General features: G+C 71.5%; 18 protein-coding genes and 1 pseudogene. 10 read left to right on the forward strand and 9 right to left on the reverse strand.

The annotated features are described in order from the left end of the window. Positions 1 to 52: 52 nt before the first annotated feature. Positions 53 to 1,399, reverse strand: a complete 1,347-nt coding sequence (locus AB0O36_RS14150; protein WP_365108844.1) for a UDP-glucose/GDP-mannose dehydrogenase family protein — start codon at positions 1,397 to 1,399, stop codon at positions 53 to 55. Positions 1,400 to 1,549: 150 nt separating this feature from the next. On the opposite strand from AB0O36_RS14150, the gene AB0O36_RS14155 reads away from it, so the two are divergent. The 4 genes from AB0O36_RS14155 (at position 1,550) to AB0O36_RS14170 (ending at position 6,466) form a co-directional block, all read left to right on the forward strand. Beyond that, positions 1,550 to 2,707 carry an acyl-CoA dehydrogenase family protein gene (locus AB0O36_RS14155; RefSeq protein WP_365108846.1) on the forward strand — a complete coding sequence of 386 codons (1,158 nt, stop codon included), beginning with the start codon at positions 1,550 to 1,552 and terminating at the stop codon, positions 2,705 to 2,707. Positions 2,708 to 2,886: 179 nt separating this feature from the next. After that, positions 2,887 to 3,969 carry an NDP-sugar synthase gene (locus AB0O36_RS14160; RefSeq protein ID WP_365108849.1) on the forward strand — a complete coding sequence of 361 codons (1,083 nt, stop codon included), beginning with the start codon at positions 2,887 to 2,889 and terminating at the stop codon, positions 3,967 to 3,969. 50 nt (positions 3,970 to 4,019) lie between these two features. After that, a complete protein-coding gene (locus tag AB0O36_RS14165) occupies positions 4,020 to 4,823 on the forward strand; it encodes a polyprenol monophosphomannose synthase (protein ID WP_365108852.1) in 804 nt (267 codons plus the stop codon). A gap of 56 nt (positions 4,824 to 4,879) precedes the next feature. Continuing rightward, complete coding sequence (locus tag AB0O36_RS14170; RefSeq protein WP_365108855.1) at positions 4,880 to 6,466, forward strand: hypothetical protein; 1,587 nt, start codon at positions 4,880 to 4,882, stop codon at positions 6,464 to 6,466. Positions 6,467 to 6,487: 21 nt separating this feature from the next. Here AB0O36_RS14170 and AB0O36_RS14175 read toward each other — a convergent pair whose 3' ends face one another. Both AB0O36_RS14175 and AB0O36_RS14180 read right to left on the reverse strand, forming a co-directional pair. Further along, positions 6,488 to 7,636: an acyltransferase gene (locus AB0O36_RS14175; protein WP_365108857.1), complete on the reverse strand. Its 1,149-nt coding sequence runs from the start codon at positions 7,634 to 7,636 to the stop codon at positions 6,488 to 6,490. A gap of 98 nt (positions 7,637 to 7,734) precedes the next feature. Continuing rightward, on the reverse strand, positions 7,735 to 9,105 hold the full coding sequence (locus AB0O36_RS14180; RefSeq protein ID WP_365108860.1) for an LCP family protein: 1,371 nt from the start codon (positions 9,103 to 9,105) through the stop codon (positions 7,735 to 7,737). 106 nt (positions 9,106 to 9,211) lie between these two features. On the opposite strand from AB0O36_RS14180, the gene AB0O36_RS14185 reads away from it, so the two are divergent. Further along, entirely contained in the window at positions 9,212 to 9,748 is a 537-nt protein-coding gene (locus tag AB0O36_RS14185) for an acyl-CoA thioesterase (RefSeq protein WP_365108863.1), read from the forward strand. A gap of 219 nt (positions 9,749 to 9,967) precedes the next feature. Then, on the forward strand, positions 9,968 to 11,143 hold the full coding sequence (locus tag AB0O36_RS14190; RefSeq protein ID WP_365108866.1) for an acyltransferase: 1,176 nt from the start codon (positions 9,968 to 9,970) through the stop codon (positions 11,141 to 11,143). Positions 11,144 to 11,175: 32 nt separating this feature from the next. Here the strand turns inward: AB0O36_RS14190 and AB0O36_RS14195 are convergent, their stop codons facing one another. Then, entirely contained in the window at positions 11,176 to 12,558 is a 1,383-nt protein-coding gene (locus AB0O36_RS14195) for an LCP family protein (RefSeq protein WP_365108978.1), read from the reverse strand. 268 nt (positions 12,559 to 12,826) lie between these two features. Between AB0O36_RS14195 and AB0O36_RS14200 the strand changes: the two are divergent. Next, positions 12,827 to 13,822, forward strand: a pseudogene (locus AB0O36_RS14200) (glycosyltransferase family 2 protein); the annotation flags it as partial. A 589-nt stretch (positions 13,823 to 14,411) separates the two neighbouring features. Here the strand turns inward: AB0O36_RS14200 and AB0O36_RS14205 are convergent. The 4 genes from AB0O36_RS14205 to AB0O36_RS14220 all read right to left on the reverse strand — a co-directional run bounded on the left by AB0O36_RS14205 (position 14,412) and on the right by AB0O36_RS14220 (position 20,726). Then, complete coding sequence (locus AB0O36_RS14205) at positions 14,412 to 16,160, reverse strand: LCP family protein (protein WP_365108869.1); 1,749 nt, start codon at positions 16,158 to 16,160, stop codon at positions 14,412 to 14,414. Positions 16,161 to 16,254: 94 nt separating this feature from the next. Continuing rightward, on the reverse strand, positions 16,255 to 18,069 hold the full coding sequence (locus AB0O36_RS14210) for an LCP family protein (RefSeq protein ID WP_365108872.1): 1,815 nt from the start codon (positions 18,067 to 18,069) through the stop codon (positions 16,255 to 16,257). A 161-nt stretch (positions 18,070 to 18,230) separates the two neighbouring features. Continuing rightward, positions 18,231 to 19,538, reverse strand: coding sequence for an LCP family protein (locus tag AB0O36_RS14215; protein ID WP_365108874.1), 1,308 nt, complete (start codon positions 19,536 to 19,538; stop codon positions 18,231 to 18,233). Between the two features lie 435 nt (positions 19,539 to 19,973). Then, positions 19,974 to 20,726: a TIGR03089 family protein gene (locus AB0O36_RS14220; protein ID WP_365108877.1), complete on the reverse strand. Its 753-nt coding sequence runs from the start codon at positions 20,724 to 20,726 to the stop codon at positions 19,974 to 19,976. Between the two features lie 140 nt (positions 20,727 to 20,866). Between AB0O36_RS14220 and AB0O36_RS14225 the strand changes: the two genes are divergently transcribed. Next, positions 20,867 to 22,363, forward strand: coding sequence for a peptidoglycan recognition protein (locus tag AB0O36_RS14225; protein ID WP_365108880.1), 1,497 nt, complete (start codon positions 20,867 to 20,869; stop codon positions 22,361 to 22,363). Positions 22,364 to 23,012: 649 nt separating this feature from the next. After that, on the forward strand, positions 23,013 to 23,675 hold the full coding sequence (locus AB0O36_RS14230) for an HAD family hydrolase (RefSeq protein WP_365108883.1): 663 nt from the start codon (positions 23,013 to 23,015) through the stop codon (positions 23,673 to 23,675). Here the strand turns inward: AB0O36_RS14230 and AB0O36_RS14235 are convergent. Continuing rightward, positions 23,656 to 24,882: a transcriptional regulator gene (locus tag AB0O36_RS14235; RefSeq protein WP_365108885.1), complete on the reverse strand. Its 1,227-nt coding sequence runs from the start codon at positions 24,880 to 24,882 to the stop codon at positions 23,656 to 23,658. The genes AB0O36_RS14230 and AB0O36_RS14235 overlap by 20 nt on opposite strands. Positions 24,883 to 25,067: 185 nt before the next feature. Between AB0O36_RS14235 and AB0O36_RS14240 the strand changes: the two genes are divergently transcribed. Next, on the forward strand, positions 25,068 to 25,430 hold the full coding sequence (locus tag AB0O36_RS14240) for a hypothetical protein (protein ID WP_365108888.1): 363 nt from the start codon (positions 25,068 to 25,070) through the stop codon (positions 25,428 to 25,430). Positions 25,431 to 25,542 lie beyond the last annotated feature (112 nt).

Here is a 25,542-nt window from a genome sequence, read left to right on the forward strand (position 1 = left end):
GCGGTCAACCGCCCGGGCACGTCCGGCCGGCAGGCCAAAGCAGCGGCAGGCGCTACGCCCGCGGCCGCCCCATCGCCCGGTACGTCCAGCCGGCGGCCCGCCACCGCTCCGCGTCCAGCGCATTGCGCCCGTCCAGGATCAGCGGCACGGAGACCGTGCCCGCCAGCTCCGCAGGATCGAGCTCGCGGAACTCCCGCCACTCGGTCAGGTGCAGCACCACGTCCGCGCCGGCCACCGCCGCCGCCGCCGAGGCCGCGTACGCCAGCGTCGGGAACACCTGCCGCGCGTTGTCCATGCCCTTGGGGTCGTACACCGTGACCTGTCCGCCCTGGAGGTGGACCTGTCCGGCCACGTTCAGCGCCGGCGAGTCCCGTACGTCGTCCGAGTCGGGCTTGAAGGTGGCGCCCAGCACCGCGACCCGCTTGCCCAGGAAGGAGCCGCCCACGGCCTCCCGCGCCAGCTCCACCATGTGCCCGCGCCGCCGCATGTTGATCGAGTCGACCTCGCGCAGGAAGGTCAGCGCCTGGTCCGCGCCCAGCTCGCCGGCCCGCGCCATGAAGGCGCGGATGTCCTTCGGCAGGCAGCCGCCGCCGAAGCCGATCCCGGCCCGCAGGAACTTCGCGCCGATCCGCTCGTCGTGGCCGATGGCCTCCGCCAGCTTCACCACGTCGCCGCCGGCCGCCTCGCAGACCTCGGCCATGGCGTTGATGAAGGAGATCTTCGTGGCGAGGAAGGAATTCGCCGCGGTCTTCACCAGCTCCGCCGTCGGGAAGTCGGTCACCACCAGCGGGGACCCCTCCGCGACCGGCGTCGCGTACACCTCGCGGAGCAGCTTCTCGGCGGACCCGCCCGCCTCGCGCACGCCCACCACGATCCGGTCCGGGTGCAGGGTGTCCTGTACGGCGAAGCCCTCCCGCAGGAACTCGGGGTTCCAGGCCAGCTCCACGTCCCCGCCCGCCGGGGCCAGCTCGGCCAGCCGCCGCGCCAGCCGGTCCGCCGAGCCCACCGGCACGGTGGACTTGCCCACGACCAGCGCCGGCCGGGTCAGCAGCGGGGCCAGCGAGTCGAACGCCGCGTCCACGTAGCTCATGTCGCAGGCGTACTCGTTGTGCTTCTGCGGGGTGTTCACGCACACGAAGTGGACGTCGCCGAACTCCGCGACCTCCGCGAAGTCCATCGTGAACCGCAGCCGCCCGGTGGACCCCGGCAGCCCGGCCACGTGCCGGGCCAGCAGCTCCTCCAGCCCCGGCTCGTACATCGGGACCCGCCCCGCCGCCAGCATCTCGATCTTCTCGGGTACGACGTCCAGCCCGAGCACCTCGAAGCCCAGTTCGGCCATGGCCGCGGCATGCGTCGCGCCGAGATAGCCAGTGCCGATCACAGTGATCTTGGGGGCCATGGGTACTCCATCGGGTGGCGGTGCGGTGTGCGGGCCCGAGCATAGCCGCGCGCGTTGTCACCAAGCTCACGCGTACGGCCCGTACCCCTACTCGCCGGTCGGCCATAGGCTTGGGTTACTTAACGGTAGTTAGCATGGGGAGTGAGTGCTTTGGCAGGTTCCGACTTCGACCTCTACCGCCCCGCCGAGGAGCACGACATGCTCCGCGACTCGGTCCGCGCGCTGTGCGAGGCGAAGATCGCCCCGTTCGCGGCCGCAGTGGACGAAGAGGCGCGGTTCCCGCAGGAAGCCCTGGACGCGCTGGTCGCCAACGACCTGCACGCCGTCCACGTACCGGAGACCTACGGCGGTGCGGGCGCCGACGCCCTCGCCACCGTGATCGTCATCGAGGAGGTGGCCCGCGTCTGCGCCTCCTCCTCCCTGATCCCGGCGGTCAACAAGCTCGGTTCGCTCCCGGTCATCCTGTCCGGCTCCGAGGACCTCAAGAAGAAGTACCTGGGCCCGCTCGCCAAGGGCGACGGGATGTTCTCGTACTGCCTCTCCGAGCCGGACGCCGGCTCGGACGCGGCCGGCATGAAGACCCGCGCCGTCCGCGACGGCGACTACTGGGTCCTCAACGGCGTCAAGCGCTGGATCACCAACGCCGGCGTCTCCGAGTACTACACGGTCATGGCCGTCACCGACCCCGAGAAGCGCTCCAAGGGCATCTCCGCCTTCGTCGTCGAGAAGTCGGACGAGGGCGTCTCCTTCGGCGCCCCGGAGAAGAAGCTCGGCATCAAGGGCTCCCCGACCCGCGAGGTCTACCTCGACAACGTCCGCATCCCCGCCGACCGCATGATCGGCGAGGAGGGCACCGGCTTCGCCACCGCGATGAAGACCCTGGACCACACCCGCATCACCATCGCGGCCCAGGCCCTCGGCATCGCCCAGGGCGCCCTCGACTACGCCAAGGGCTACGTCAAGGAGCGCAAGCAGTTCGGCAAGCCGATCGCCGACTTCCAGGGCATCCAGTTCATGCTCGCCGACATGGCCATGAAGGTCTCCGCCGCCCGCGCCCTGACCTACCAGGCCGCGGCCGCCTCCGAGCGCGGCGACGCCGACCTCACCTACCTCGGCGCCGCGGCCAAGTGCTTCGCCTCCGACATCGCCATGGAGGTCACCACCGACGCCGTCCAGCTCCTCGGCGGCTACGGCTACACCCGCGACTACCCGGTCGAGCGCATGATGCGCGACGCGAAGATCACACAAATTTATGAAGGTACGAATCAGGTTCAGCGCATCGTCATGGCCCGCAACCTTCCCGCGTAGTCACGCGTCTGAACCTGTGGGCACTCCCGGTCACGGCGGGGGTGCCCACAGGGTTTTCCGGGCGCGGCCCCCTGCCCCGGACGGCCGCCCGGCACTGTCCGGGGCGGGTGTCCGGGGCAGGGGGCCGCGAACCATAGACTGACTTCGCTCATGAGTTTGACCATGTACTGGGGAGAGAGATGACGGAAGCGATCCTGCTCGTCGGCGGGCAGGGGACGCGGCTCCGCCCGGTGACGGTGAACACGCCCAAGCCGATGGTGCCCGCGGCCGGAGTGCCGTTCCTCGCGCACCAGATAGCCAGGGCCGCCGACGCCGGTGTCACGCACATCGTCATGGCCACCTGCTACCTGGCCGAGGTCTTCGAGCCCTACTTCGGCGACGGATCTGACTTCGGCGTCCACCTCGAATACGTGGTCGAGGACGAGCCGCTGGGCACCGGCGGCGCCATCCGCAACGCGGCCGAGCGCCTCACCGGCGGACCGGACGAGCCGGTCCTGGTCTTCAACGGCGACATCCTCACCGGCCTGGACATCCGCGGCCTGGTCGACGCCCACCAGGCCGCGCAGGCGGACGTCTCCCTGCACCTGGTCCGCGTCGAGGACCCCCGCGCGTTCGGGCTCGTCCCCACCGACGCCGACGGCCGGGTCCTGGCCTTCACCGAGAAGCCGCAGACCCCCGAAGAGATCGTCACCGACCAGATCAACGCGGGCTGCTACGTCTTCCGCCGCTCCGTGATCGACTCCATCCCGGCCGGCCGCCCCGTCTCCGTGGAACGCGAAACCTTCCCCGGCCTGCTGGCCTCGGGCGCCACCCTGCACGGCGTCACCCAGGACACCTACTGGCTCGACCTCGGCAAGCCCGAGTCCTTCGTCCGTGCCTCCGCCGACCTGGTCCGCGGAGTCGTGTCCTCCCCCGCCGTCCCCGGCCCGCGCGGCGAGGCCCTGGTCCTGCCCGGTGCCGAGGTGGCCGAGGGCGCCGAACTGACGGGCGGTACCGTGGTGGGGGCCGGCGCCCGGATCGAGTCCGGCGCCGTCGTCCACGGCTCGATCGTGCTGGACGGCGCGCGCCTGGGCGCGGACACGCACGTGAGCGCCAGCCTGGTCGGTGCCCGTGCCGTCGTCGGCCCGCGCACCGTGCTGGACGGTGCCGTCATCGGAGATGACGCACTGGTGGGGGCTGACAACGAACTTCGCGCGGGGGTGCGGGTGTGGTGCGAGGCAGAGCTGCCTCCCGGAGCGCTGCGCTTCTCCTCGGACCGGTGACACGGGCCGACGGCCCCGCGCTTTCCGACGACTTCAGTGAGGCACACCCTGTGATTGGCGAGCACGACTCCCCGCGCGCGACGGACCTCGCGAACACCCGCCTGCCCGAGAGCTGGGCCGACACGCCGTTGACCGTGGTCATGCCCACGTACAACGAGGCGGAGAACGTGCCCCTCATGGCCGAGCTGCTCATGGGCCTGGAGCTGCCCGGCCTGCACCTGCTCGTCGTCGACGACTCCTCGCCCGACGGCACCGGGAAGATCGCCGACGAGCTCGCGGAGAAGTACCTCGCGGAGGACGGCAGCCCGCGCATGTCGGTGCTGCACCGCACCGCCAAGGACGGCCTGGGCCGCGCCTACACCGCCGGCATGACCAAGGCCGTCGAGGACGGCGCCCGCTACGTCCTGCAGATGGACGCCGACGGCTCCCACCCGTCCGGGAAGATAGCCGAGATGCTGGGCGTGGCCCTGTCCACCGACGCGGGCCTGGTCGTGGGCAGCCGCTACGTGCCCGGAGGCACCCTCTCCGACAACTGGGGCACCCACCGCAAGCTGCTCTCCCGCTGGGCCAACGCCTACGCGAGCACCATCCTGGGCACCCGGATCCGCGACATCACCGGCGGTTTCAACCTGTGGAGCGCGGACGCACTGCGCGCCATCGACCTCGCGTCGGTCGACAGCGCCGGCTACAGCTTCCAGGTGGAGATGAAGTACGCCGCCCTGCGCCGCAGGTTCCGGGTCATGGAGGTGCCGATCCACTTCGAGGACCGCACCGTCGGCGAGTCGAAGATGAACCTCGCGGTCCAGCTGGAATCGATCGCCATGCCGTGGAAGCTGCGTGCCCGCGCCCGCTGAGCCCGGCCGTCCGCTCTTACGCCTCACACGCCGAGAACCCCGACCCTGGATTCCCATTGACACGCGCTCTTGAGTCGGCGACCCGCCACGATCACGAGCCGGAAGCGGCGGCGGCCGACACCGCCCCGGCCGGCACCGGGACGACCCGCCGGCGCAGGCTCTTCGACCAGGACCGGGCGGTCGCCGTCCTCCACGGAACCGTGCTGCTGGTCACGGCGCTGCTCGCCCTGGTCATCGTCAAGCTGCCGTGGATCGGCGACCTCGGCATGCACGCCGCCACCCTCGAACGGCTGCGGCACGACCTGCTCGACCCGGGCAACCCGATGGTCGACGCGACGACCGCCAGCCCGTACTACTCCCCGTGGATGGTGCTGCTCGCCGTCGTCGCCAAGGCCACCGGCCTCGGCACCTTCGCGGTGCTGCGGCTCGCCGCGGTCGTCGGCCTCACCCTGCTGCTCACCGGCGTCTGGCACTTCACCCGCACCCTCACCCGCGACCGGGCCGCGCCGCCGCTGGCCCTGCTGTGCCTGCTCTTCCTCTGGGGACCGAAGTTCTTCGTCTGGAGCGGGTTCATCGGGTTCACCGGGCTCAGCCTGAACATCTCCTACCCGAGCACCTTCACCACCGGCCTCGGCCTCCACCTGCTGGCCCTGCTGGCCAGGACGCTGCGCCGCGGCACGCCCCCGGGCTGGTCCGCCGCCGCCGGACTGGGCGTGATGTGGGCGCTGCTGATGCTGTGCCACCAGTTCACCGGTGTGGTCATGACCTTCGGTGCGCTCGGCGTGCTCGCCGGGGCCCGCCCCTGGCCCGCCCGGCAGACCTGGCTGCGGCTCGGCGCCGGACTGCTCAGCGGGCTGGCCCTGCTCGCGGTGTGGCCGTACTACTCCTTCTTCTCGCTGTTCGGCATCAAGGGCCTGGAGGAGATCCACTTCGGCCTGTACGACGAGCTGTGGGGCAAGTGGGCGTACGTGCTGGTCGGCGTGGCCGCGCTGGCGGTGCGCTGGTGGCGCGACCGCCGTGACCCGCTGGTCGTCTGGTTCCTGCTGGGCCTGGCGATGGTGGTGGCCGGCGAGGTCCTGGACAAGTGGTCCTGGGGCCGGGCGGAACCGGCCGTGGCCATGCCCGCGCAGATCGCCGCCGCGCTCGTCGTGGTCGAGGGCGGCAGGAAGGCGCTGCGCGCCCTGTTCGCGGTCGTGGTGAGCGCGGCGCTGGTGGCCGGAGCCTGGGCGCAGAACGACGTGCTCGGCTGGGTCATCCGCAAGGAGGCGCTGCCGAAGGCGGTCACCGAGGGCGCCTGGCAGCCGTGGGGCGGGCACCGCTGGATGACCCGCCACACGGCCTACGGCGACGTGGTGATGTCCCCCCGGAACACCGCACTGACCCTCCCGGCGTACGGCGTGTACACCGTCGACCCGGGCTATCCGGACTTCTTCCTGCCGGACGAGAAGGAACGGATCGAGGCCACCCGGCGCTACTTCGACCGGGACACACCGCGCCAGGAGCGCCTGGACATCCTGCACCGCTACCGGGTCAAGTGGATCGTCCAGTGGAAGGACCAGGGCGGCCTGCCCGTCACGGACCCGGCGGTCCGCCTCGCGGGCAAGGGGCCCACGGGCGAGCTGCTGCTCCGCGTCGTCGGCTGACCCGCGCGGAGCGGGACCCGCTCAGACCTTTCCGGGCCGCTGGTCCAGCAGGCGCCGGAGCAGCCGGCTCCCCGGCCGTTCCACGAACCGCTGGATCAGCCAGCCGAGCAGTACCGCTCCGGCGATGACCGACAGCAGCAGCGTCCAGGCCGGCACCTCGTCCTTCAGCCGCTCGAACACGGTGATGCCGAGCTGCTGGTGGATCAGGTACAGGGGGTAGGAGACGGCCCCGGCGGCCGGCAGCCACCTCCAGTTGATCCGGTCGAACCAGCCGAGGGCCACACCGGCCATCGCGACGTAGCAGAGGCTGACCACGGCCATGCAGACCGTCCACGACAGGGTGTGCGGAGGGTGGGTGTTGGCGGCCACGGTCGCGATCATCTGGTGCTGGGCCAGCAGCCAGGACAGGCCGAGCAGGAACCACGGCTCGGAGTAGCGCGGGCCCTCACGCCGGATCAGGTAGAAGGCGATGCCGGAGACGAAGAACGGGGACGAGCCGGGATTGGCCAGCGTGTCCAGCAGCGGGATGCCCGAGAGCGGGGCCAGCAGCGAGGCGATGGTCCAGATCCAGCAGAAGTTCAGCACCCGGCGCCAGGTCAGGCCCGCCCACGCCACGACCGCGAAGATCAGGTAGAACCGGGCCTCGGCCCAGAGCGTCCAGTACGACCCGTCCACCGCCCCGACCTTCAGGGGATCCTGCAGCATCGTCAGGTTGGTGAGCACACGGCTCGGCGTGAGGCCGTGCTCGGTGCCGCCGGCCAGCAGCAGCACCCCGGCCGTGGTCGCCAGGACGCAGAACCAGTACGCCGGCGCCAGCCGGACCACGCGGCTGCGCACGTACGACCCGAGCGATCTCCCCCACGCCGACATGCAGATGACGAAGCCGCTGATCATGAAGAACAGCTCGACGCCCAGCCAGCCGTAAGGGGCCACGGTGGCCAGTCCGGGGAAGACCGCGTCGGCGTCCCCCCAGCTGCGGTCGGCGACGTAGTGGTACACGACGACCATCAGCGCGGCCAGCAGGCGCATCCCGTCGAGCACCCGGAGCCGCGGGCGCGCCGCGGCCGGGGCGGGGGCGGCAGCCGTTCCGGCCGCCGGGGAGCGGCCCGGGTCGGGCACCGGCTCCGATCCGGGCGACGGAACGGCCTGCGGGGAAGCGGACACTGGCATGGTCACTCCTGGAACACCCCTTCCGGGCAAGGACAGTCGCCAAGTGTGATGAACGGCTTGTCCGGAAGTCCAATCGGGGTGTGGGGGAGTGCCCCATGTCACGGGCTGACGGTCACCTTTTCGTCGTTCTGGATCTGCTTCACCAGCTGCTGCACCTTGGCCTTGTCCCAGACCAGGTTGCCGCCGCGGCTGCCGGAGACCGGCATGTTCATGGAGGTGCCGCCGCCCCCGGTGATGCCCTTCATCGCGAAGAACATCTCGCCCAGGTCGAACAGCGACATGTCCTTGTCCACGATCACCGTGTCCAGGCCGGCGCCCATCACCGGGTACAGCTTGAACGGGTTCATGATCGTGCCCGGCGTGGCCGCCTGGCTCGCCAGCGCCGACAGGAACTTCTGCTGGTTCTTCGTACGGGCCAGGTCGGACTCGGCGAAGGCGTACCGGGTCCGGACGAAGGCCAGGGCCTGCTCGCCGTTGAGGGTCTGCTTGCCGGCCTGGAAGTCGGCGCCCGACTTCTCGTCCTTGAAGCCCTTCTCGATGTCCATCTCGACCCCGCCGAGCGCGTCGACGATGCCGGCGAACCCGGCGAAGCCGATCTCCGCGTAGTGGTCGATGTGCAGGCCGGTGTTGTACTCGACGGTGCGGACCAGCAGCTCCGGGCCGTCCTGCGCGTACGCGGCGTTCAGCTTGGTCCGCTGGCCCTTGCCCTCGTACTTCTTGCCGGACTCCGACCCGACGAACGACGGGATCTCCACGTCCGAGTCGCGCGGCAGCGAGATCATCGAGTTCCCGCCGGAGCAGGCGGCGAGGATCATCATCGAGTCGGTCCGCTTGCCGTCTGCCGAACCGGTGTGGAGCCGCTTCTTCTCCTCCTGGCTCATGCCCTCACGGCTGTCCGAGCCGACGATCAGGTACGTGGTGCAGCCGTCGTCCTTGGGACGCTCGATGACCTTGGACAGGTCCACCTCGCGGCGCACCTTGCCGTCCGCCCAGAAGTACGTGCCGACCGTGGTCACCAGCAGCGCCGAGACCAGCACGATCGAACCGATCTTGATCCGCTTGCGCCAGTCCGGGGCCGCCGCACCGGTACGGCGCGGTCCGCCGGGTCCGCCCGGCCCCTGGCCGGGGATTCCCGGGCCGCCGGGGCCGCCGGGGTGTCCGCCCGAGGGGGCGCCGTACACCTGGCCGGTGTTGTAGCCGCTGTCGTAGCCCGCGAAGGTGTCGTGGCTCTGCGCCTGCTGCGGAGGGACGCCGTAGCCCTGGCGCTGGCCCTGGCCCTGGCCCTGGCTCTGGCCCGGCCCCTGGGGCGGAACGGCGGGACGCTGCGGCCGGCCCTGCGGCTGCGGCGGGCGCCGGACGTGCTGCATCCGGCGGGCACCCTCCGGCTCCGCCTGCGAGCTGCCGCGTCCGTAGCGCTCGTCCTGGCCGCCGTCGCGGCCGTCGTTCCACCCTCTGGGCCAGTCATTCATGCGGACAAGAATGCCTGCCCCGGAGGGGCGCCCGACAGGGCGGGTGGGGGTTCGTACCGGTGCTGTTGCACAGCTGATGCATCCGCGACCGATCTATGGTTCTCGTATGACAGAGATACCGGGCGAGCTCACGGGCAAGCCGACCTCCGCCTCGCGCACCACGCTCAGCCACATCATGACCGGCAACGACACCAACCTCCTGGGCACGGTGCACGGCGGCGTGATCATGAAGCTGGTGGACGACGCGGCGGGTGCGGTCGCCGGCCGGCACTCGGGCGGCCCCGCGGTCACCGCCTCCATGGACGAGATGGTCTTCCTGGAGCCGGTCCGCGTCGGTGACCTGGTGCACGTGAAGGCCCAGTGCAACTGGACGGGCCGGTCCTCGATGGAGATCGGCGTACGGGTCATGGCCGAGCGCTGGAACGAGTCCACCCCCGCCACCCAGGTCGGCAGCGCCTACCTGGTGTTCGCCGCGGTGGACGCCGAGGGCAAGCCCCGGCAGGTCCCGCCGGTGGTCCCCGAGACCGACCGGGACAAGCGCCGCTGGCAGGAGGCCCAGATCCGGCGCACCCACCGGCTGGCCCGCCGCCGGGCGATCAGGGAGCTCCGCGAGCGGCGCGCCGCCGAGGGCCTCGACGACTGAGTGCTCCGGTCACTGCCGGGTGCCCCGGGTCGTTGCCGAGTGCCCCCGGGCCACCTCCGGGTGCCCCGGGTCTTAGCGGAGTGTTTCGGGTCACCGCGGTGACGAGCGCCGTACCGGCAGGTAAAGGCGCCGTTAGACTCCGCTGTGACGTCCGGGGGGTGTGCAAGGCGCGCCGGGCGCCCGACCCACACCACGAACACCCGATGGAGCGGTTCCCACATGTCGACTGCGACCCAGTCCCGGCCGGCCGCGCAGGAGGCTGCGCCCGGCGCGCGGCCCCCGGCCGGCTCCCCGGGCGCCGGCCCCCGACCCCGCCTGTACGTACTCGACGGCCTGCGGCTTATCGCGGCGCTGTCCGTACTCAGTTTCCACTGGCTGGGAGTCAACAAGCACCCCACGGTCTGGGGTCAGAAGCCGTCGGTGATGATGCCCACGGCCCACCACCTGGCTTCGTACGGCTGGCTGGGCGTCCAGCTGTTCTTCGTGATCAGCGGCTTCGTCATATGCATGTCCTGCTGGGGCCGTTCGCCCCGGCAGTACTTCACCTCGCGCGTGGTCCGGCTCTACCCGGCCTACTGGGTCTGCATCCTCATCACGGCGCTGGTGGTCACCTACGCGAGCACCGTCCGCGCGGACCGGTCCAAGCTGACCCCCAGCGACGTGCTGACCAACCTCACGATGCTCCAGTGGCCGCTCAAGGGCGAGGCCGTCGACGGCGTCTACTGGACGCTGTTCATCGAGCTCCGCTTCTACCTGCTGTTCGCCGTCGTCGTGGCGATGGGGCTGACCTACCGCCGGGTGCTCGCCTTCTGCGGGATCTGGACCATCCTCGCGGCGCTCACCCCCATCTCGGGCAGCTCCGTGATGGACCTGTTCCTGATGCCGGAGTACGCCCCGTACTTCGTCGCGGGCGTGGCCATGTACCTCGTGTACCGGTTCGGCGCGAACTGGATGCTATTCGGCGTCATCGGCTTCTCCTGGCTGTACGCGCAGAACCGGCTCCGCATCACCGTGAAGTCGTACGAGGGCGAGGTGGTGCACTCGCTGTCCTGGCCGGTCCTGGCGGTGGTCTCGGCCCTGATCTTCCTGGTCATGACGGCCGTCGCGATGGGCGCCTTCAACTGGGTCCGCTGGAAGTGGCTGACCGTGGCCGGCGCCCTCACCTACCCCGTCTACCTGCTCCACCAGGAGCTCGGCTGGGCGATGATCCGCTGGGGCCGTGACCACGGGGTGGCCCCGTACCCCCTGCTGGGGATCTGCCTGGCCGCGATCCTGCTCCTGGCCTACCTCGTGCACCGGCTGGTCGAGCGTCCGGTGTCCGCGCTGCTCCGGCGGATGCTGGACAGCGCCACGCTGTCGCTGCCGAAGGCTGATCCGCCGGTACGACGGCCCTGACGGCCCGACCGGGCTGTGCGGCGCCGCGGGTCTCAGTTCCCGCACACCACCTGGTCGCCCGTCACCACGCCGAACTCGCCCTGCTGCGGGTCCTCCGCGCGGACCGGTGCCACCGTGCGGAAGTCCGCGCCGGCGGTGACCAGGAGGGTGCGGCCCTGGCCGCGGACGGCGCGCAGTTCGCAGCCCGGCAGGGCCGTGGCCAGGGTGCGGGCCGAGCGGTCCCAGCGGGGGTCGTACGCCACCACCGTGCGCTTGACCTCGCGGCTGGCCGCGTTGCCCGGCGTCCGGGTGGTGTTGAACCCGGTCGCCCGCAGGGCCGCGTCCACCCGGCCGCCCAGACCGTCGATCCGGGTGCCGTTCTCCACCTGCACCCGGATCTGCTGAGGCGCCACGTCCACCGGCACCGCCGCCGGCCCCCGGCTCCGGCCGCCGCCCGCACGGACCGGCGCCAGCGGCCGGTCGTCCCGCAGCGCCTGGAACAGCGCGGCGGCCTTCGGCCCGTCCCACTTCACCGTGGAACCGATCCCCGCGACCTTGAACGAGGCGTCGCCGACCGGCACCGAGGCGAACTCCGACGAGGCCGGGGTGAAATCGCGCATCGCCTGCCCCAGCGCCAGCATCTGCTGCGAGCCGAACCCCCGGTCCGCCCGCACCGACCCCAGCAGGGTCGAGCTGACCTGCTTGAACTTCACCGGGTTCAGCAGCACCCCGCCACTGGTCGCCTGTTTGATCAGGGCCGCCAGGAAACGCTGCTGGCGCTGCATCCGCCCCAGGTCCGAGGCCCCGTCCACATGCCGCGACCGTACGTACTGCAGCGCCTGGCCGCCGGTGAGCCGGTGCGTGCCGGGCGCCAGGTCCAGCCCCGTGTTGGGGTCCCGCATGGCCTTGGCGGTGCAGATGTCCACCCCGCCCATCGCGTCCACCGTCTTCATGAAGCTGGTGAAGTCGATCTCCAGATAGTGGTCGATCTTGACGCGGGTCATGTTCTCCACGGTCCGCACCGTCAGCTGCGGCCCGCCCTCCGCGTACGCGGCGTTCAGCCTCACCGGGTGCGTCCGGTGGTCCTTGCCGGTCACCAGGTCCCGGTGCGCGGGCGCCTCCGCGTAACTGTCCCGGGGCAGGCTGACCACGCTCGCCCGCTCCCGGTCGGCCGAGATGTGCACCAGCATGATCGTGTCGGTGCAGTGGCAGGGCGCCCCGCCCAGCCGGTACTCGCGCCGCTCCTCCTGGGTGATCCGGTCCCGGCCGTCGGTGCCGACCAGCAGCACGTTCGTCCCGTGCCCGGCCCGGGGGCGGTTCTTCATGTCCTTGAACGGGTCCACCCGCTCGATCCCGGTGTCCAGGCCGGTCATCACCGCGTGCCCGATCGCCCCGCAGCCCAGCACCACCACCGAGACCGCGCCGGCCAGCCGCAGCCCCCAGCGCGGCCGCTCCCCGCGCGCCGCCCCGCCCCGGCCCGTCCCGCCCCGGCCCGTCCCGCGCCGGGCACGCCGGGGCGGGGCGGGACGGCTTCGGGGTCGGTGCGGCGGCTGGGGCACGAGGGACACCTCCGCGGGCGTGATCGATTCGTCAGAACAGTAGGTCCATACGATCGGCGACAGCCGGTATGGCCGGGACGGCACGCACCGGTTTCCCCCGTACGCGGTAACGTGGCACCGAACCCGACCCCCTTCGAAGGACCTCATGCGCACCCAGCAGCCCGCAGTCTCGGTGATCATGCCGGTGCTCAACGAGGAGCGTTACCTCCGCGACTCCGTCCGGCACATCCTGGGGCAGCAGTACGACGGCGAGATGGAGGTGGTGATCGCCCTCGGCCCGTCCACGGACCGTACCGACGAGATCGCCGCCGAGCTCGTACGCGAGGACCCGCGCGTCCACACCGTGCCGAACCCGACCGGCCGTACCCCGGCCGCGCTCAACGCGGCGATCGGCGCCTCGCGCCACCCGATCGTGGTACGCGTCGACGGTCACGGCATGCTCTCCCCGAACTACATCGCCACCGCGGTCCGGCTGCTCGCCGAGACCGGCGCGCAGAACGTCGGCGGCATCATGCACGCCGAAGGGGAGAACGCCTGGGAGGACGCCGTCGCCGCGGCGATGACCTCGAAGATCGGCGTGGGCAACGCCGCCTTCCACACGGGCGGCCAGGCCGGCCCGGCGGAGACGGTCTACCTGGGCGTCTTCCGGCGCGAGGCGCTGGAGCAGCAGGGCGGCTACAACATCGAGTTCATCCGCGCCCAGGACTGGGAGCTCAACTTCCGGATCCGCGAGGCCGGCGGGCTGATCTGGTTCTCGCCCGAGCTGAAGGTGCAGTACCGGCCGCGGCCGTCCGTACGGGCGCTGGCCAAGCAGTACAAGGACTACGGGCGCTGGCGGCACGTGGTGGCCCGCTACCACGCCGGCTCGATCAACCTCCGCTACCTGGCCCCGCCGGTCGCCGTCTGCGCGATCGCGGCGGGCCTGGTCGCGGGCGCGGTGCTCTCGCCGTGGGCGTTCGTGATTCCCGGCGGTTACCTGGCGGCGATCACCGCGGGCTCCGTGCCGGCCGGCAAGGGGCTGTCCCTCAAGGCCCGGCTGCAGATCCCGGTCGCCCTGGCGACCATGCACATGTCCTGGGGCTGGGGCTTCCTGACCAGCCCGCGCTCGCTGGCGCGCAAGGTCATCGCCTCGCGCCGCCCGACGGTGCACACGCCGCCGCCGGCAGCCGCGGAGCCGTACGGGCAGCAGCCCCGGCAGCAGTCGTACGAGGCCCAGCACCAGTACGCCCCGCAGCAGGACCCGTACGCGCAGGAGCAGCAGGCGTACGCCCCCGGGCAGTACCAGGCGCAGCAGCCGTACCCGCCGCAGCAGCACGCGTACGCGCCCCAGCAGTACGGGCAGACCGGGCAGACCGAGCAGTACGGCCGGCCCGAGCAGTACGGGCAGCAGGAGCAGTACGGGCAGCCCGAGCAGTACGGGCAGTACGGGCAGCACCAGCCGTACCCCGAGCAGGCCCAGCAGCACCAGCAGCCTCAGCAGCCGTATCCGCACCAGCCGTACCCGCAGCAGCAGGACCCGTACGCCGGGCAGCAGCAGCCCCCGCAGGACCGCCCCGCGGGCTGGTGACGCGGGCGCGCTCAGCGCCCGGCGCCCAGCCGCCCGCGGGTACGTACGCGAGGGCAAGCCAGGGCAAGCGAAGGCAAGCGAAGGGGCCCGGCGGAATCATTCCGCCGGGCCCCTTCCGCGTACCCCCGGTCGCGTGATCAGGGGTGCGTACGCGGGACGGCCGCTACCAGGTGAATCCCGGCTGGATCGCCATGCAGGCCGACTCGTCGTCGCCGTTGAGGGCGCGCGCCGAGTCCGGTGCCTTGCTCGGGGCCGGCGGCGGCACGGTCACGGTGTCGCCCTTGCGCCAGTCCTTGCCGACGAACAGGGTCACCCCGGAGACGTCCGTGGACCGCTCCACGGCGGTCGGCGGCAGCCCCAGCGCGGTCGCCACCGACAGGGCGTCCCCGGCCTGGTCCAGCCCGGCGTACCGGACGACCGTCAGGTCCTCGGCCGCGACGTGCTTGTCGACCATCGCGCGGGTGTAGCCCTTCTGCGCCAGCAGCGCGGCGACCTCGTTCGCCCGGTTCCTGACGGTGGGCTGCGGGTTCGTCTTCCCGCCGGTGGCGTTGCGCACCATGATCGGGATCCGGTGCGGGGCGGCGGCCGGGTCCGCCGACGGCGGCGGCAGCGGCGCCCCCGTGGTCGAGCCGGGGGCCGGGCCGGCCGACGTACCGGGAGCGGCGGAGGACCCCGGAGCGGCGGAGGACCCCGGAGCGGTCGCCGACGCGCCCGGGGAGGGCTGCGCGGGGCGGGCGTCCTTGCCGTCCAGCGCGATGTCCTCGCGGACCATCCGGAACAGCGCCTCGGCCTCTGCGGGCTTGGGCTCCACCCGGTCCCGGTCCTGGGGACTCCAGATCCACGGCATGGTGGTCATGGTGATCCGGCCGGTGGGGACCTTCTTGAGCTCCATGCTCAGGTCGTACAGCTTGTCGATCTTGTCCAGACTCTCGTCCACGACCATGGCCTTGATGGCGGCCTGGGCCAGGCTGTTCAGCTTGACCGGATTGCTGAGCTTGGCGTTCTTGCGGAACTCGCGGGCCAGCGCGTTCATGTACATGTGCTGGGCGTGGGTGCGGCCGATGTCGGTGCCGTCCTCGAAGCCGTAGCGGGTGCGCAGCCACTGCAGGGCCTGCTCGCCCTGGATCCGGGTGGTGCCCTGCGGCAGCTTCAGGCCGGAGCCCTTCCCGTCCTTGGTGAGCGAGTGGACGTTCTGCCGGACGCAGACCGGGACGCCGCCGATGGCGTCCGCCATCGACACCACACCCTTGAAGTCGATCATCATGAAGTGATCGATCGGGATCTTGGTGAGCTCCTGCCAGGCGGCCACCGTGCACCCCGGGCCGCCACGGCTCAGGGACTGGTTGGTCTGTACGAGGCCCCTGCTGGCGGGGTGCACCTTGCCGTTGGTCTCGGTGCACTTGGGCATCTTCAGCAGGGTGTCGCGCGGCATCGACACGACCGACATGTTGCTGCGGTCGGCGGACAGGTGCAGCAGCATCTGCACGTCCGCGAGCGGCGGGCCGTCGAAGGTGTCCTTCGCCCCGCCCAGGGCCTTGTTCTCGTCCCCGTCCCGGGCGTCGGACCCGATCAGGAGGATGTTCAGCGGCGTCTGCCCGAAGGCGTTGGGCCGGGAACCGCCCAGCTTGTTGTCGCCGAGGTTCAGCGCATCCGTCCGGATGCTGTCGTTGAGGTAGCGGTAGTACAGGTATCCGGCGCCGGCCGTGCCGAGTATCAGCAGGGCCAGGACGGACGACACCCAGCGCAGCACCCGCCGGCGGCGGGGCCGCCCGCGCCCGGCCGGGCCGTCGCCGCCCGGACCGTTTCCGCTGCCCCGGGGCCGGGGTATCGCGCCGGGCTCGCCGGGCGCGCCGGACCCGCCGCCGGCGGGCCGGGAGGGCGCACCCTCCCCCCGCACGTTGCTGTGCCTCACGCAAAACCCCCCATGAAAAGGACCTGACGACCTGACGCATCAGGGATCGAAGGAATGATGCCGGTTCGTCACGTGCCGGGCACGCACCGCCCCGTCACTTGGCGCAGACGACCTTGTCCGCCTCTACGCGCTGGATGTCCTCCGGCGCCTTCTCGGGCGCCGTGAGCGGGACGCCCGCCCCCTTGAAGTCCTCCCCGAGGGTGAGCTTCATCGGGGTCCTGGGCGCCGCGTCCGCCGTGCCGATCTTCAGCGCGGCGGCCGGCAGACCCATGATGTCCGCCAGCGCCCGTGCCTGGTCGGCCTGGTTGGGCGCGTACTCCAGGGTGGTCTTGGGCAGCTTCGCGGGCGCGTTGCCCTCGTTGCTGGCCTTCAGGACGCCCTTGCTGTTCTGCAGCCAGGCCAGGGTGGTGGAAGCCGACCCCGAGGGGCCGCCGCCGTTGAACACCTCGATCCGTACGTCGGACGCCTGCGCGCGGTTGCCCTGCAGCAGCGCCTCCTGCTTGGCGTCGGCCGCGTCCTTCGCCGCCTTCTGCTGCTGCTCGACCTCGGTGAGCGAGACGTCCTCGCGGACCATCGACAGCAGCTGCTCGGCCTTGGTCTCGTTCTTCACCACCGTCGCCTTGACCTTCTCGGCCGGGTTGTCCAGCACCGGCAGGGTGGTGAAGGTGACGTTCTTCGGGTTGACGCCCTTCAACTCGCTGGCCAGACTGGTGAGTTTGGCGATCGAGCCGATGCCCGAGTCCACGGTCAGCGCCTTCGTCATGGCCTCCGCCATGGAGAAGAACTTCTTCGGGCTGGACAGCGTGTCCTTGGACTTCATCTCGCGCATCATCGACCCGAGGAACTGCTGCTGGGTCTTGATCCGGTCCAGGTCACTCTCGTTGCCGAAGGCGTGCCGGGTGCGTACGAAGGCCAGCGCCTGCTCGCCCTGCAGCCGGTGCTCGCCCTGTGACAGCTTCAGCTTGGACTTCGGGTCGTCCACCGGCTTGCCGAGACAGACCGGGACGCCGCCGACCGCCGTGCTCAGGCTCTTGACCGCGTTGAAGTCGGCCATCATGAAGTGGTCGATCGGGATGCCGGTGAGCTTCGTGACGGTGCGCATGGTGCAGCCCGGGTCGCGGCCCGCCTGCCCGAGGCTGGTGTTGAAGCGCACGCCCCGCTCGCCGGGGATGTTCTTTATCGAGCCGTCCTGCTGCTTCGTCGGACACTCGGGAATCTCCGTGATCAGGTCACGGGGGATGGACACCGCGGTGGCGTTGGTGCGGTCCTTGGAGACGTGGAACAGGATCGTGGTGTCGGCGTGGCCGGCGCTGTTCTTGTCCCCGTAGCCCTCGTTGCCGGAGCCGGTGCGCTTGTCGGTGCCCAGGACCAGGATGTTGATCGGCTGGTCCTTCTTGAAGCCGCCGGTGCCCGCGCCCACCGTGTCGATGACGTCGAGGTTGGCGTTCAGGTGCCGGTAGTACAGGTACCCGCCGACCGAACCGGCCACCAGCAGGAAGGCCAGCGAGCCGCCGGTGATGACCAGCGCCTTCTTCCGCCCGCCGCCTTTGCCGCCTTTGCCCGCCTTGCCGCGTTTGCGGTTGGTGCGCCGCCCTCCGCCCCCGGGCGCCGGATCGCCGCGGCGCGGTCCGGGGACTGCGGGGGAGGGTGCGCCGGGAGCCTCGTCGGGGGCTGACGGGGCACGGCGTGAACGTCCCTGCGGGGAGGCGCCCTGCGCCGCGCCGCGCGAGCCGGCCCGGGAGTCCGACCGCGAGCCGCCGCGCGAGCCGCCCTTCGGGGGGCTCAGCGGCGAGCGCTGCTGCGGTGCGGAATGGTCCAGTCGCAGTTCGTAGTTGCCGGTGCGGGGGTTGAGGACCCACTGGTCTGCGGGATCGATTTCGTCCGCCCGCCCACGGCCTTGTGCATCCACGGTCAGTCGAGTCCTCCGTCGGTGGCACCGGGTCGCTCACCATATCCGGCCCGTTCGGGGTCAAACCACGCCGGTGACAAATTCCACGGACCTTATAACGGGGCATTCCGGTTCAGAAGCTCGGTTCGGGCGATGCCTTTTGGGATTGCTTTACCGCCCGGTCACCTACAGGACGCGGCCCCGGCCGTGGTGCCCGTGAACGTGGGGTCGGGCGAGGGGGTGCCGCTGCTCCGTGCAGTCGGCCCCGCCGTCGTCCCCGGTGACGGACTCCGGTCTTCCGGGTGACCGGTCCGGTCCCCTCCCGCTTCCGCTTCGGCCTCCGCTTCGGCTTCGGCTTCGGCTTCGGGGGAGGCTCCGGTGCCGGATGCGGTTCCGGGTTCGGTGCCGGCTTCGGGCGGGGTCAGGGTCAGCGGGCGGTCCGCGCGCAGCTGCCCGAACAGTCGTGAGGCGTCCGGTTCATGGAGTTCATCACGGTTCGGGTCGGCAGGGTAGGGATGCCTCGGCACGGTCAGGAACTGCACGTTTCCGGTCGGGATGTCCCGCACGCTGCGGACCAGTTCGTAGAGGCCGCGCAGCGAGGCCAGCCCCGGGTCCGTGGTGATCGACGAGGTCGCCGCGTCGAGCAGCGGGTACAGCTTGGCCGGGTTCAGCAGCACTCCGTTGCTCTGCACCTTCTTCACCAGCGAGCCCAGGAACTGCTGCTGCCGCTGCATCCGTTCGGTGTCACTGCCGTTGCCCAGGCTGTAACGGGCGCGGACGAAGCCGAGCGCCTGCTCCCCGTTCAGGACGTGCCGCCCGGCCGGGAGCTTCAGCTTCGCCTCGGCGTCGTCGATCGGCGTCTTCAGGCAGACCTCCACCCCGCCGACCGCGTCCACCATCTTCTTGAACCCGCGGAAGTCCACCACCATGTGGTGGTCCACCCGGATCCCGGTCAGCTTCTCGACGGTACGGATGGTGCAGGCCGCCCCGCCCCACTCGAAGGCCCAGTTGAACTGGGCGTACTGCCGGGTGGTGCGGCTCCCGTCGGGCCTCCCGCAGTCGGGGATCTCGGTCATCAGGTCCCGGGGCACCGAGACCGCCGTGGCGCGGCGCCGGTCGGCGGACACGTGCAGCAGGATGGTGGTGTCCGAGCGCTGGGTGGTGCGCGCACGGCCCCCGTCGAGCCCGTAGCGGGCGTTGCCCGGGCCGGCCCGCGAGTCCGAGCCGATCAGCAGGATGTTCTCCGCGCCGCCGGCGGTCCGCGCCGGGCGCTCCCGCTCGTAGCGTTCGAGCTCGGCGACGGCGGAGGAGTCCTCGGTGATGTTCGCGTTCAGCTTGTTGTAGACCCACCACCCGGTACCCGTGCCGGCCACCACGAACAGGGCCGCACCGACCCCGGTCCAGCGCAGCAGGCGGCGCCGACGGCCCGGGGGCTTCGCTCCGCCCCCGGCCGCTCCGGTGCCGCCGGGTATGCCCGCGCTGTCCGTCACTCGCGTCAGTCCCCTCACGCGTCGCGGGCGGCCGTACGTACGGGTGCGACCGCCGGGTACCGCTCACGCACCGCGCCCGGACCCGACCGGCCCGGACCCGGCCCGCGAGCCGCACCCTCCGCCGAGCATGACCCGGGGAGGGCGGAGCGGCCCGGGGGCGGGGGTGCGGACTCCGCCGAACGGGTGACAAAAAGCGTGGCGCCGCAGGTGACGGGCGGGCGGCGACGGGGGGAGGGCGGCGGTCACGGCGGGTGGTGGGGGTCACGGCGGGTGGCGGGGGTTGCCGTGGGCGGCGCGGGGGCGTCCCGGGACGGGGGCGTCCCGGGGGCGAGGGGGCAGGGGCTGCAGGCCGTCACGCCGTACGGCCCATCCCGCGGTACGGGTCGTCCCGCGGTACGGGCCGTTCCGCCGCGGATCACCAGGTCCCCGCCGTGGTCATTCCGCGGTGCGGGTGACCCGCTCGCTCTCCCGGCGCTGGGCCAGGCCCTCCCCGGACAGCCGGTCCAGGTTCCGGCACAGCACCACCGACCCACCCGAGGCCAGCGGCGCGAACAGCCCGGCCGAGAGCCCCTCCCAGCCGTCGTAGGGGAGCCCGGACAGGACCCGCGACCCCTCGCCGAGCCCGAGCTTCGCCGCGTCCTCGCGCGCCCGCTCGACCAGCTGCGCGTACGACAGCTCGACACCGCCCACGGCCAGCCCGACGGCGCCCGGGTCCACCGGAACGAACGGCGCGAACCGGTCGCCCTGCCCGGGAACCTCCACCGCGTAGTCGAGGAACCCGGCCGGTGGCTGCGGGAAGCGCCCGCCCAGCGGCCGCAGCGCCAGCGCCACCCGCTCACCGCCGCAGGCGGCGGCCGCGTCCAGGGTGTCCGGGCCGCTCACCACCAGGTCGGCGCCGGCCGGATCGCCGCCGGGCTCGACCACCACGCCGACGGACGCGGCGGCGACCACCCAGACGGCCGTCTGCCAGTGGGCCGGGAGCAGCAGCGCGAGCCGGTCGCCGGGGCCGGCGCCGAGGTCGCCCTGGAGCAGGTTCGCGGTCTTGGCCACCCAATTGGCGAAGGTGGCGACGGACAATTCGACCCGCTCGCCCGTGGCGTCGTCGTAGAAGGTGACGAGCGGACGGCCGGGGTCCGCGGCGAGCGCGGATCGCAGCAGGTCGGCAGGGGTGCGGTCAGTGGCGTTCACCCGGCCCAGGGTAGTCGGGGAGCCTCGCCCGTCCGGCGCAGCCGCCCTCATCCGTCCGGGGGAGCACGGTGCGCCCGGCGCGCCGACGGACCGTCAGTTCCCGCTGGCAGGTGCCCCGGACTGCGCCCACGATCTTTCACATGCGTGGATTCCTTGCTTCCTCGATCGGCGTCGCGACCGCGGCCGCACTGGCCCTCCCGCTCGCGCTCGCCACCCCCGCCCTGGCCGAGTCCGCCGCCCCCGCCGAGTCAGCCGCCTACGCCGAGTCCGCCGCCCCCGTGGGTCCCGCCGGGTCGACCCAGTCGCTGCCACTGGTCCCCCTGGGACCGGCGCGGGACCGGGCGACCGGAGCACCCGGCATGAGCGCCACGCCCCGCGTGCCCGAGGCACAGGGCCTGCCCGCCCGCGAGGTCAAGACGTTCTCGCTGGTCGGCGTCGTCTGGGACGACGCGGCCACGGAGCTCCTGGGACGCGTCCAGGTGCGCACCCGGTCCGTCGCCGACGGGCGCTGGTCCGACTGGCAGGACGTGGAGACCCACAACAGCGAACACGCGGCCGACCCGGACGGCGCCGAACGCACCTCGGGCCGGGTGCGCGGCAGCACCGCCCCGCTGTGGGTGGGGCCGTCGGACGGGATCGAGGTCCGGGTCCGGGCCGGGACGGGCGTCCGTACGCTGTCCAGCCTTCCGGCGGGCATGCGGATCGAACTCGTCGACCCCGGCGAGGCGCGCCCCGGTACCCACGACGACAAGAACGGCTCCACGCCCGCGGACGGCGGAGCGGACGGAGACACGCAGCCCGGCACGGACGGCGGCACGGACGGCGGTACGGGCTCCGGCACGGGCGGCGACCACAAGGGCCGCCCCGGAGCGGCCCAGGGCATGACCATGGCCATGGCGGAGTCCTCGCTGGCCAACGTGCCGCACGCTCCCCTCGGCGCGACCGAGATCGCGGAGCTCAACAAGGCGGACGCCACCGCCGACGCGGTCTTCGCCAGCGACGGGGCGCTGGAGGCGGCGGCCCGCCCGTACATCGGCCCCCGACCGAAGATCATCACGCGGAGGGGGTGGGGCGCGGACGAATCGCTGCGCGAGGCGGGCTTCGTCTACACGCAGTCGGTCAAGGCGGCGTTCGTCCACCACACCGCGTCGGGCAACAACTACGCCTGCAGGGACGCCCCGGCGGTGCTGCGCAGTCTGTACCGGTACCACGTGGTGAGCAGCGGCTGGCGGGACTTCGGCTACAACTTCGCGGTCGACAAGTGCGGCAACGTGTACGAGGGTCGCGCCGGCGGCATCGCGAAGCCGGTGCTCGGCGCGCACACGATGGGCTTCAACAGCAACAGCATGGGGATCGCCGTACTGGGCACCTTCACGGCGTCCGAACCGCCGCAGGCGGCGGTGGACGCGGTGGCCGGGCTGACGGCGTGGAAGCTGGGCCTGTTCAACGCGGACCCGCGCGGGAAGACGACCCTGAAGTCGGCGGGAGGCAACAAGTTCCCCAAGGGCAGAAACGTTTCGATGAACGTGATCTCGGGCCACCGAGACGGCTTCGCCACAGAATGCCCGGGCAAGCGCCTCTACGGCCAACTCCCCCCGACCCGCACGGCTTCGGCGGTGCTGCAGGGTCGGCCGTAGGGGGTACGTCGCTACTGCCGCGGCCCGCTCCACCCCCCGAGCCGGAGCGGGCCCGGTCGGGGGTTGCCCACCCACCCCCCGGCACCGTGTCACCGGGCCGGACGACGCAGTCGTGCGGGACGGGGCAAGCAACCGGACTCCTGTCGGACGGGACCGGTCGGTGGGTCGGGGTGGTGGGTGTGCCGGGGCGTTGCCTGGGCGGCGTCATGGGGGTGCCCGGGGGCTGCCCGTCAGTCCTCACTGTCCTTCCGTGCCGGCCGTCGGCGTCAAGGGCGCTCCTTCGTCGCGTCGCCCGTTGGGCGATGGCCCTTCGGGCCACCCTTGACCCCGACGACCGTCCCGGAACGACAAGGACTGTCGGGCGGCCCCCGGGGGAATGGCATGGGGGACCGAGGACGCCTCGGGTCTGGCGTTGGCGGGCTGGTCAGAGGCTCCGCTCGGTCAGCCGCCCCGAAGGGGCGGATGCAGCGGTGCAGTGGATCAGATGACTGCAATCCAGGCCCGTCCAGGGCGCCTCAGATCGCTACGCGCTCCTGTCTCTCAGCGGATGCCGACCGTGGGGGCCGAACATAGGCCGACGTCGATCGCTACGCGGTGTTCAGGGATCGGCGGCTGAGGCGCCGATGTGGTCGCCGATAGGCTCGGGGACATGATTCGAGCTGTGGTTTTCGACGTTGGTGAATGCCTGGTCGACGAGACCCGCGAGTACGGGACATGGGCCGACTGGCTCGGCGTCCCCCGCCATACGTTCGCCGCCATGTTCGGGGCGGTCATCGCGCAGGGACGCGACTACCGCGAGGTGTTCGAGGAGTTCCGGCCCGGATTCGACCTCACCGAGCAGCGCGAGGCGCGTGCTGCTGCTGGTCAGCCCGAGTGGTTCGGTGAAGCGGACCTTTACCCGGATGTCCGGCCCGCGTTGGCCAAGCTCCGTGCCGACGGGGTGTGGTTGGGCATCGCAGGGAACCAGACCGTTCGCTCGGGCGGGCTGCTGCGGGAGCTTTTCACGCCGGATGTCGACCTGATCGGGACCTCGGACGACTGGGGTGCTTCGAAGCCGGACATCGCCTTCTTCGAGCGGGTGGCCGAGGTGGTCCCGTTCGCGAATGACGAGATCCTGTATGTCGGAGATCGTGTGGACAACGATCTTCGACCGGGGGCTGCTGCCGGGATGCATACGGCACTCGTGCACCGTGGGCCGTGGGCCACGATCCAGTGGAACAGCGAAGAGGCCCGGACGCTTCCGACGTTCCGCGTGGAGTCCCTGGAGGAACTTCCGGGCCTTGTGTCGGCGTTCAATGCGTCAGGGCGTTGAGGACTGGCCCCCAGGCGTACAGCCGGTCATCGAGATCGCGGACACATTGCTCGTGCTGCCATGGTGCGAGGGCGCGTCGCACGTCTCGGACGCGCTCCATGCCGGTTGCGTACCAGTGCGTCTCCAGTAGCTCCAGGGCGCGTACTGCGTAGGCCGCGGCGTCCTGGGGACGGCCGGCCTCGGCCTCCACCGCGCCGAGATCGCCTAGGACCACGGTCCGCTGCTTGTCCGCGTCCGGGGGGAGCTCCTCCAGGACGCGGACAAGCGTCTCCCTGGCTTGGGGCAGGTGTCCTGCCTTGAGTTGGGTGTTCCCCTTGAACGCCGCAAGCCGGACCGGGCTGAACCAGTCCATCCACTCCGGGTCGGGTTGATCGTCTCCGACTGCCAGGACGTCCTCGCCGTGGTTGATCAGCCGGAGTGCCGTGTAGGTGTTTCCGCACCGGGTTTCGCACTCGGCTTCGACTGCGTCCAGCCATGCCCGGAAGCCTGTGGAAGCTGCGGCCCGTCGCGCGTAGGTGCGCGCTGCCGCCATTCTTTCGGCAACGGCAGGCTGGTTCCCGGACCAGCCCGGGATGAAGGCCATGTGCGCCAGGATCGCGCTGCCGAGGAGCGGATCGTCCGCTTCGCCCGCGGCCTGGAGTGCGCGCACCCAGGAATCCTGGGCGCGTGCCGGTACCTGCTGATCGAAGAACTCGATCCGACCGGCGAGCAACCAGGACTCGGCCAGCGCTGTGGCCAGGCTGCGCCGGGTCAGGCCGGAGGTTGCAGGGAGCAGGGCTTCACCGAGCTCTGCGTGGGCTGCCACGGCAGGGTGCAGGGTGGCCGGGGCGACACTCCAGTAGAGCTGCCGGTGGGCGCGGGTGACCGTGAGGTAGTCGGAGCCGGTGCTCGCCGGCTGCATGGTGTTCGGGGTCCGCATGGGACCGCGGGTCGGCGGTGCGAGGACAGTCGCAGGTGGTCGCGGATCGGCAACACCCTCGGGCGGAGTGAACCCCAGGTCCTCCATCGTCCGGCCCAGCAACTGCTGCAGGGCCTGGCGTGCGTCCGGATAAGGCCACGGTGGAGAAGACGATTCCCAGCGCTGGATCTGCTTCAGACCGACCGTCACGCCGAGAGCGGAGAGGGCGTCGGCAAGTGCTTGCTGGGAGCCGAATCCAGCGGCCGTACGGGCAGCGCGTAGACGCGTGTTTCCGGTAGGTCGCGACATCGCAATCTCCTTTGGGGCGTGGAGAACACCACTGTGGCAGGAAGTCCGGCAGGAGGCCACGCTTCCTCGAATTCCGCCCGAGGAAGTCCGGTTCAAGGTCGAAAGAAGTCCTCAAGAAGTCCTGTTGGCGGAACTTCTGACGGTTCATCGTTCTCTCGTTGCCCACTGACGATAGGGAGCCAGGGATGAACGACCACCAAACGGCGGCTGAGCCGTTCTGCCACGTCGCACACCCGTTGCTCAACAAATCCGTGACGGACACGTCGACTCGGCAATCCGGCACGCTCATGGCAGTGGTGCGGGAGAACGCAGCCCGTCCGGGATTCCCGGATCGCCCCGCGCTCGTGGCGTACATCCGGGGAGCCGATTACACCGAGTGGTCCACGCTCCTTGAGAACGTGGCGGCGGGGCGCGTCTGCTGTGTCTGCCAGCACCTCATCCTCGGGCCGGCCTACCAGACGATCGTCCCGTTCTCCGCGTCGGGCGCTCGCCCGAACCATTACGCCCACCACCGTGGGGACCCTGAATGCGACCCGGCAGCGGAGTGACCGCACCTGATCCGCTCGCCTTCGTGCGTCGGCCGGAGCGCGGTGGACCGGTTCCGGCGTGACGGGACGGGGCTCCCTGGCCCGGGGGCGCGGCTACGCTCAAGGGGTGGCA

It is taken from the genome of Streptomyces sp. NPDC089799, from assembly GCF_040684755.1.
Taxonomy (GTDB): Bacteria; Actinomycetota; Actinomycetes; order Streptomycetales; family Streptomycetaceae; genus Streptomyces.